Origin of the sequence: Flavobacterium muglaense (assembly GCF_014305155.1) — a bacterium.
GTDB lineage: Bacteria > Bacteroidota > Bacteroidia > Flavobacteriales > Flavobacteriaceae > Flavobacterium > Flavobacterium muglaense.
Map to the genome: position 1 here is coordinate 19,639 of NZ_JACRUK010000043.1, position 8,049 is coordinate 27,687.

Annotated in this window: 5 protein-coding genes; 2 read left to right on the forward strand and 3 right to left on the reverse strand. The window is 36.7% G+C overall.

Translation table 11 applies throughout. The features are described from left to right. Window positions 1–75: 75 nt before the first annotated feature. The gene (locus H8R24_RS14190) at window positions 76–2,103 is read right to left on the reverse strand and encodes a M3 family metallopeptidase (protein ID WP_187020646.1); all 2,028 of its coding nucleotides are present in this window, start codon (window positions 2,101–2,103) and stop codon (window positions 76–78) included. A gap of 198 nt (window positions 2,104–2,301) precedes the next feature. Here H8R24_RS14190 and H8R24_RS14195 point away from each other — a divergent pair, with 198 nt between their 5' ends. Then, the gene (locus H8R24_RS14195) at window positions 2,302–2,970 is read left to right on the forward strand and encodes a hypothetical protein (RefSeq protein ID WP_187020644.1); all 669 of its coding nucleotides are present in this window, start codon (window positions 2,302–2,304) and stop codon (window positions 2,968–2,970) included. A gap of 137 nt (window positions 2,971–3,107) precedes the next feature. Here the strand turns inward: H8R24_RS14195 and purE are convergent, their stop codons facing one another. Next, window positions 3,108–3,593: a 5-(carboxyamino)imidazole ribonucleotide mutase gene (gene purE, locus H8R24_RS14200; protein ID WP_187020641.1), complete on the reverse strand. Its 486-nt coding sequence runs from the start codon at window positions 3,591–3,593 to the stop codon at window positions 3,108–3,110. Window positions 3,594–3,862: 269 nt separating this feature from the next. Beyond that, complete coding sequence (locus H8R24_RS14205; protein WP_187020639.1) at window positions 3,863–5,020, reverse strand: 5-(carboxyamino)imidazole ribonucleotide synthase; 1,158 nt, start codon at window positions 5,018–5,020, stop codon at window positions 3,863–3,865. Window positions 5,021–5,366: 346 nt separating this feature from the next. Here H8R24_RS14205 and H8R24_RS14210 point away from each other — a divergent pair. After that, window positions 5,367–8,049, forward strand: a 2,683-nt coding sequence (locus tag H8R24_RS14210) for a reprolysin-like metallopeptidase (RefSeq protein ID WP_187038211.1), incomplete at its 3' end; no start/stop codon positions are given.

Sequence of the window (8,049 nt, forward strand, 5' to 3'; positions counted from 1 at the left end):
TATTTTTTTTAATTTTAATTAAAAAAACCGAAGCACCACTACTTCGGTTTAAATCGGTAGTCAACAATCTTAAATCTACAACAACCCCGCTCTTTTTAATAAAGCGTCTGGCTTTGGTTCTTGTCCTCTAAATCGTTTGTACAATTCCATTGGTGGTTCTGTTCCTCCTTTAGAAAGTACATTTTCTTTGAATTTGGTAGCCACTTCTTTATTGAAAATGCCTTTTTCTTGAAAATATTCAAAGGCATCAGCATCTAGGACTTCGGCCCACTTATAACTGTAATAACCTGATGAATAACCTCCTTGAAAGATGTGAGAGAAAGCCGTGCTCATTGCGTTTTCGGCTACTTCAGGGTACAATTGCGTAGCTGCAAATTGCTCCGTTTCAAAAGCTTTTACATCTGTAATTGCTGTTGGATCTTGACCGTGCCATCCCATGTCTAATAATCCAAAACTCAACTGACGCATGGTTGCCAATCCTTCTTGAAAACTAGCACTTTCTTTGATTTTGTTTACATATTCCATCGGGATTACTTCTTCAGTTTGGTAATGCGTTGCGAATAAAGCTAATGCTTCGGGCTCGTAACACCAGTTTTCCATGACTTGGCTTGGTAATTCAACAAAATCCCAGTAAACTGAAGTTCCTGATAAACTTGGGTAGGTTGTATTGGCTAACATGCCGTGTAAACCATGTCCAAATTCATGAAATAAAGTCGTTACTTCATTAAAAGTTAGTAAGGATGGTTTGCTTTCTGTTGGTGGTGTAAAGTTGCATACGTTAGAAACATGTGGTCTTTCGTTTACGCCATCTTTTACATATTGTGATTTAAACGAAGTCATCCAAGCACCGTTTCGTTTTCCTTTTCTCGGAAAAAAATCGGCGTAGAAAATAGCAACTAAATCTGCTTTTTCATCGGTTACTTCATAGGTCATCACTTCTGGATGGTATTTGTCAATATCAAAAACTTCTGTAAATGTCAGTCCATATAGTTTTTGAGCAATCGTAAAAGCACCGTTCAATACTTTCTCTAATTGGAAATAAGGCTTTAATTTTTCGTCATCAAAATCAAATAATTTTTGTTTTAATTTTTCGGAATAGTAGCCACCGTCCCATTTTTCCAAGGTTTCGATTCCATCAGTCTCTTTGGCGAAAGCCTGCAATTCAGTAAACTCTTTTTGAGCTGCTGGTTTAGCTTTGGCTAATAAATTATGAGAGAACGAAAAAACTTTCTCTGGACTTTCGGCCATACGCTCTTCTAATACAAAGTGAGCGTGAGTAGCATAACCCAACAATTGTGCGCGTTCAAAACGAAGTTTGGCGATTTTTAACACTATTTCTTGGTTGTCGAACTCATTTTTTTGAAATCCTCTTGCACCAAAAGCGATTGCCAGTTTTTTACGCAAATCCCGATTGTCTGCATACGTCATAAAAGGTACGTAGCTAGGGTGGTCTAGGGTGAAGATCCAACCTTCTTTTTCTTGGGCTTTCGCCAAAGAGCGAGCGGCTTCGATAGTTCCTTCGGGTAGACCAGCAAGGTCTTTCTCGTTAGTTAAATGCATTTGGAAAGCATTGGTTTCAGCCAAAATATTTTCGCCAAACTGCAAGCTCAACTTCGATAGTTCTTTGTCTATTTCGCGTAATTTATTTTTCTTGTCTTCGGGTAAGTTGGCTCCATTTCGAGAAAAGCTTTTGTATTTTTTATCTAATAAAGTAACTTGTTCTGGAGTTAATGTCAACGATTCTTTTGAATCATAAACCGCTTTAACACGAGCAAATAATTCTGGATTCAGTCGAATGTCATTTCCGAATTCGGATAATAAAGGAGAAACTTCTTGAGCGATTTTTTGCATTTCGTCATTAGTCTCTGCCGAGTTCAAATTAAAAAAGATACTCGAAGCACGATCTAAAATATCACCAGTGTAATCCATGGCTACAATCGTATTTTCGAATGTTGGGGCTTCTGGATTATTTACTATGGCATCAATTTCGGCTTTCGCCAAAGTGATTCCTTCCTGAATGGCAGGAGCATAATCTTCGTTTTTAATTTGAGAAAAAGGGGCTGTATCGTGTTTGGTTGTAAATTTTGATAATAAAACGTTCATTGTAATGTAATTATTTTAGGAGTTGTAATCAACTTTTTTTCGAGCCGTAAAGATAATGATTTATAAGTTCTAAGTAGATAAAGAAGGTTTATTCTGTTTTTTATAAGGAAGGGTTTATTTTGCTTTTGATTCAGAAATTTCGTAACTTGTAAGTCAAGATTATCACTGATGGTAGTCAATAAAATAATTAACATACAAATGAATTACAAAATAGCTATAAAGAGAATCGACACAGTTAATGAAGTAGAAGGATATTGGTCTACCGAGGATTTAATACAATTATGTGAACGATTTAATTTTCCTGATGCAGCCACTGCAGAGGTTAAGAATTTACCAGAATTGCTAGAAATGGCAATTTCTGATTATGAACCAAACGAGGCAGCTGCTATCGTATTGGATTATAAACTAGGAGAAGAGCTTAACGAAGGGCAAATCGAACAGATTTCACACAATATGTTGATTGATAAAGTGTGTGAGGAATATCCTGAAATTCACATGCAAGGAAGACTATATCATGTCAATCAATTGCTTTTTAAAGCTTATAACGGAAAGTTTCCTAATGCAAAAGCATCGATTGTTCATTTTTCGATGACACCAACTGAAGGTGAAGTAAAAGAATTAACTGCCGAAAACGTATTAAAATTGTTGAATAATGGTTTGTCAGATCGTAATTTAATCAAGCGATTGTTTGACGACCAAATGACACAAAACATTCCGTTTCCTAACGCGGCAGCGATTATTTGGGAATTGAATACGACAGATAATGTAAATTTCAACTTGGTTACTTCGGAAAACTGGATCAACAATGATGACATCATCGCATCTGAATTTGAAGCGGTACTGGAAGAAATTGAAGAAGAAGATTAGTAAAAAAAGAAAACACGAATCTCACAGATTTTCACGAATTAAAAAGGTAGAATTATATCAGCCAAGTTTTCGTGTAAATTCGTGTTATTCGTGTTTTTTAATTTGCTTTTTCTTAGTTGAAGCTCTGTGAAACAAGTTTATTTCTTTAAGCCTTCAGATGATTTATAAACCGCTTCTTTTAGGCTCAATTTATACGCAATCATTTTATCCATAATTCCTTTGTCATGGCTACCGATGATTTGTGCTGCTAAGATTCCAGCGTTTTTAGCTCCGTTAAGCGCTACAGTTGCTACGGGAACTCCGCCTGGCATTTGTAAAATAGACAAAACCGAATCCCATCCATCAATTGAATTGCTTGATTTTACAGGAACACCAATAACGGGCAAGGGTGACATAGAAGCAACCATTCCAGGTAAATGAGCGGCTCCACCAGCACCCGCAATAATTACTGAAATACCACGTGTGTGAGCATTGTTGCTAAAATCAAATAGTTTTTCGGGAGTTCTGTGCGCTGATACAATATCAACTTCTACTTCAATATCAAATGATTTTAATATATCGATGGCGTCTTGCATTACGGGCATGTCTGAGATGCTTCCCATGATTACGGCTACTTTGCTCATGTTGTTTTTTATGTTTAAAGTTTAAGGTTTGGAGACGGTTGTGGATTTATAAACTAGAAATGTAATTCCCAAAATAACTACGGTATAACAAATTAGCAAAAGGATAAAAGCAAAAAAGCTTATTATTCGATTTCCTGTATACTCATTTCTGTCATTGAACTTTGTAAAATGTTTTTTAGCTAAATTTGAACTATCAATTACATTCAAAAAGTTGGTTATTGCATCTATGAAATCCATTTAATTATTTTTATTGGTCATAAAAACAAATCTTACTGACCACTGATCACTCTAATCGTATTCTTCACATCCTCAGCAATTCGTCTGGCTTCTTTGATGTCTTGATTTACGATAGTTACGTGACCCATTTTTCTAAAAGGGCGTGTTTGCTTTTTACCATAAATATGTGGCGTTACGCCGTTCCATCCAAGAATAGTTTCAATGTTTTCATAGATTACATTTCCAGAAAATCCGTCTTCACCAACTAAGTTTACCATAATTCCTGCTACTTTACTATCGGTATTGCCTAATGGAAGGTTCAAAACAGCACGTAAGTGATTTTCAAATTGTGACGTATAGCTTGCTTCAATCGAGTAGTGACCCGAGTTGTGTGGGCGAGGAGCTACTTCATTTACTAGGATTTCATCATCTTCGGTTTGGAACATCTCTACGGCTAGTAAACCAACATGATTAAATTTCTCCGAAACATTCAAGGCAATTGCTCTTGCTTTTTCGGCTACTTTATCATCAATTCTTGCAGGGCAAATCACATATTCTACTTGATTGGCTTCAGGATGAAATTCCATTTCCACAACAGGATACGTTTTAATTTCACCTGATGGATTGCGACATACAATTACGGCCAATTCATTTTTGAACGGCACCATGTCTTCGGCAATACATTCTACATCTGGCAAGTTGATCAGGTCTAAAGTAGATCGAACAATTTTCACTCCATTTCCGTCGTAACCAAACTCGGCACATTTCCATACAAATGGCATCTCGACTTCGCTCGATGTGACTGCTTTTTTTAGTTCATTCAAATCTACAAAACGAAGGTGTTTGGAGGTCGGAATATTGTTTTCAACATAAAAATCCTTCTGTTTTCCTTTATTTTGAATCGCTTTTAGAGTACTTGGTGAAGGATATACTTTAATTCCTTCGGTTTCTAGTTTTTCTAAAGCGTCTAGGTTTACTAATTCAATTTCGATAGTAAGTACATCAACCATTTTTCCAAATTGATAAACGGTTTCAAAATCCATTAAATCACCTTTGTAAAACTGGTTGCAGGCCATTCTGGATGGCGCTTCATCACTCGGGTCTAAAACATAAGTTTGTATATCGAACTTGCGCGTGTCAAATAAAAGCATTTTGCCTAATTGGCCACCGCCTAATATTCCTAATTTAAAATCAGAAGAAAAATAATTCATTGTGTAGTTGTTTGTGCGGTCAAAGATACTTTATATGTAGCAAATGAAAAAACGTATTTTATTTTACTTTAATGGATCTGTATTTTTTATCGTTTTATGTATTGTATGTACTTCCGATTTGTTTTGCTCTACTTTAAAAATGATTCAAGTGATTTAAGATGCGCAATGTTATACTTACAGGGTTGTTTTAGGCGATATTTCTTCTTTTTTAGGCAAATTATACCGTTTGTACCCTAAACTGTACCCCTTTAAAATTGCTTGGCATGAGAAGCTTTGCATTAGTTTTGCCGCCTGAATAGTGTAAGATCATCTGTTCATTATTGTCTAAACTAAAAAAGGAATTTAAATGAAAAAACGTTACTTATTAACTTTGCTTCTGTCATTGGTTAATGTTGTTGTTTTTGCTCAGAGCAATTTTTTTCGCCCTGCAGAAAACAGCGATCTTACTAACACAAGTAAAACAGTTAACATCACAAAAAAAACAAAAGTCTTTACGCTTGATGAACAGTCCATGCGTAATTATTTGAAGAATGCCCCAATGGAATTTAAAAATAATGGAGTTACTGTTCCATTACAAATTCCGATGCCAGACGGGACTATCGAGGTTTTTAATATGGTAGAATCACCTGTTTTATCTCCAGAAATCGCGGCGCAAAACCCCGATATTAAGACCTATACAGGAAACGGAACTACTGATAGAAAGTCTGTTATTAGATTGAGTTTAACGGCGGCTGGTTTTAACGCAGTTATTTTAAATGTTGGTAATGATGCGGTTTATTTTGAGTCGTATTCTACTACTAAAAAGAATGTTTATTTTAATTATTATGCTAAAGACATAGTAGTTCCCGATGAAAAAAAAAGCAGTTCTTGCCACATAGATGCAAACACAGCAAAAGAATTTCGCGCACTAACAAACAAAACTAGTCGCTCAGCAGTAGCTCCAAGTAGTGGTGATCAATTGCTTACTTTGAGACTTGCTATGCCTGCAGATGCAGAGTTTGTTGCGGCAAATGGAGGAACGGTTACTAGTGGATTTGCAGCCGTTGTTGCTTATGTAAATAGAATTAAAGGTTTTTTTAGAAATGAGCTATCTGTTGATTTTCTGTTAGTAAGTGGTACTAATATGATTTACACCGATGCTGCTACAGACCCTTACACAAACAGCAATCAAAGTTTAATGTTGATTGAGAATCATAATAATTGTAATACAGTAATCGGTTCGGCTAATTATGATATTGGTCATGTTTGGGGAAAAGGTAGTTCATCAGGTGGTGGAGTAGCTATTCTAGGTTCGGTAGGGCAAAGTGGGTCTAAGGGTCAGGGAGTTTCAGGAGAAGGAGATCTAACAAGCTACAGCCAAGTGTTTATGGATCAATTAGTGTTTCATGAAATGGGACATCAGTTTGGAATGAATCACAGTTACAATAGCAGTATCCCAGTGTGCACTACTAGGAATGCGGGTACTTCAGTGGAACCTGGAGCAGGAGCTACAGTAATGAGTTACGGTTTTACATGTGATGGAGATGATTATTTTTCATCAAATCAAACAGGTCCTATACTACAGTTTCATTCGGTTAGTTATGATGAGGCCAAAGGTTATTTAGCAACTATTCCAGGAGTTGGTACTCTTACAACTACAGGGAATACAGCTCCAGTTATTACGATGCCTAATGCGTATACAATTCCTAAGTCGACTCCTTTTGCTTTAACGGCAACAGCAACAGATGCTAATAATGATGCATTAACGTATTGCTGGGAAGGGACAAATGTTGGGACTATGGTACCAGTAACGAGTACGCTGGCAGATACAGCACAACCCCCTTTCTTTAGAAGTTATAAGCCTTCAACTTCAAATACGCGCTATTTTCCGCTTCTTGAAAAGATTTTAGATGGTTCGAATTATGCCGTGGGAGATAAGTTACCTTCTATAGGGGTTGTAACAACTCATAGTTTAACAGTTAGAGATAATAACGCAAACGGTGGTGGTGTGTCTAATGCATCAGTTACGGTTACAGTAGATGGGAATATTGGTCCGTTTTTAGAAACGACTAATTTATCAGGAGCTTACAATGGACTGTCAAAACAGAATATTACTTGGTCTGTGAACGGGACTAATGTAGCGACTCCTACAGTAAATATTTTACTTTCTACAGATGGAGGTTTAACCTTTCCCACTGTACTAGTTGCGGGAACTCCAAATGATGGAATTCAAGAAGTAACTTTTCCAGATGTGTTGACTCAAAAAGCTAGAATAAAAGTAGAGGGAGCAGCTAATATCTTTTTTGATATTTCTAATGTGAATTTTACATTAAAACCAAGTTTAGCAATAAGTGTTACTGGTACTGATGCTACTACTTTTGGTGGTGCGGATGGATCAGCAACTGCTGCGATTGTAAATGGATCACCAAATTTCACATATGGTGATAAGAGTGTGTTTACTAATGCTCCTTATAGTATTGGAGAGCCTGCAACTTCAACTCCTGAAGTGGTTAGTACTATTACCGTTCCGGCTTTGCCTGCTGGAGCTGTGTTAACTTCGGCAACTTTAACATTGACAAATGTTAATGCAGTAGGAGGTTCTTTTAGAAAAGAGATTAGAGCATCGCTATCGGGAGCCTATACTTTAGGGGATACACAATTATTTACGGATTCCGGTTCAGGGTTGATAAGTCCAGATCCAGTAATAAATCTTTCAGGTTTCCCAACAACTGGTGGGGTTGTTAGTCTTTTATTAGTAGATTTAGTAGATGATGCAGGCGTGGATGCAACTGTTGGAGGTGCATTTATAACACTTAATTATACAAAAAGTGGTTATACATATTCATGGAGTAATGGCGCTACTACTGCTAGTATTAACGGTCTAGCTGCGGGACAGTACAATGTAACTGTAACGGATGCTGCTAATAGTGTAGCGACGGGTTCTTACCTTGTTAAGCAACCATATTCAATCACAGCAACTTCAGGAACTAACGGATCTGTTACGCCAGCAGGTGTTTCATCTGTAGCAAGCGGAACAAATAAAGTATATA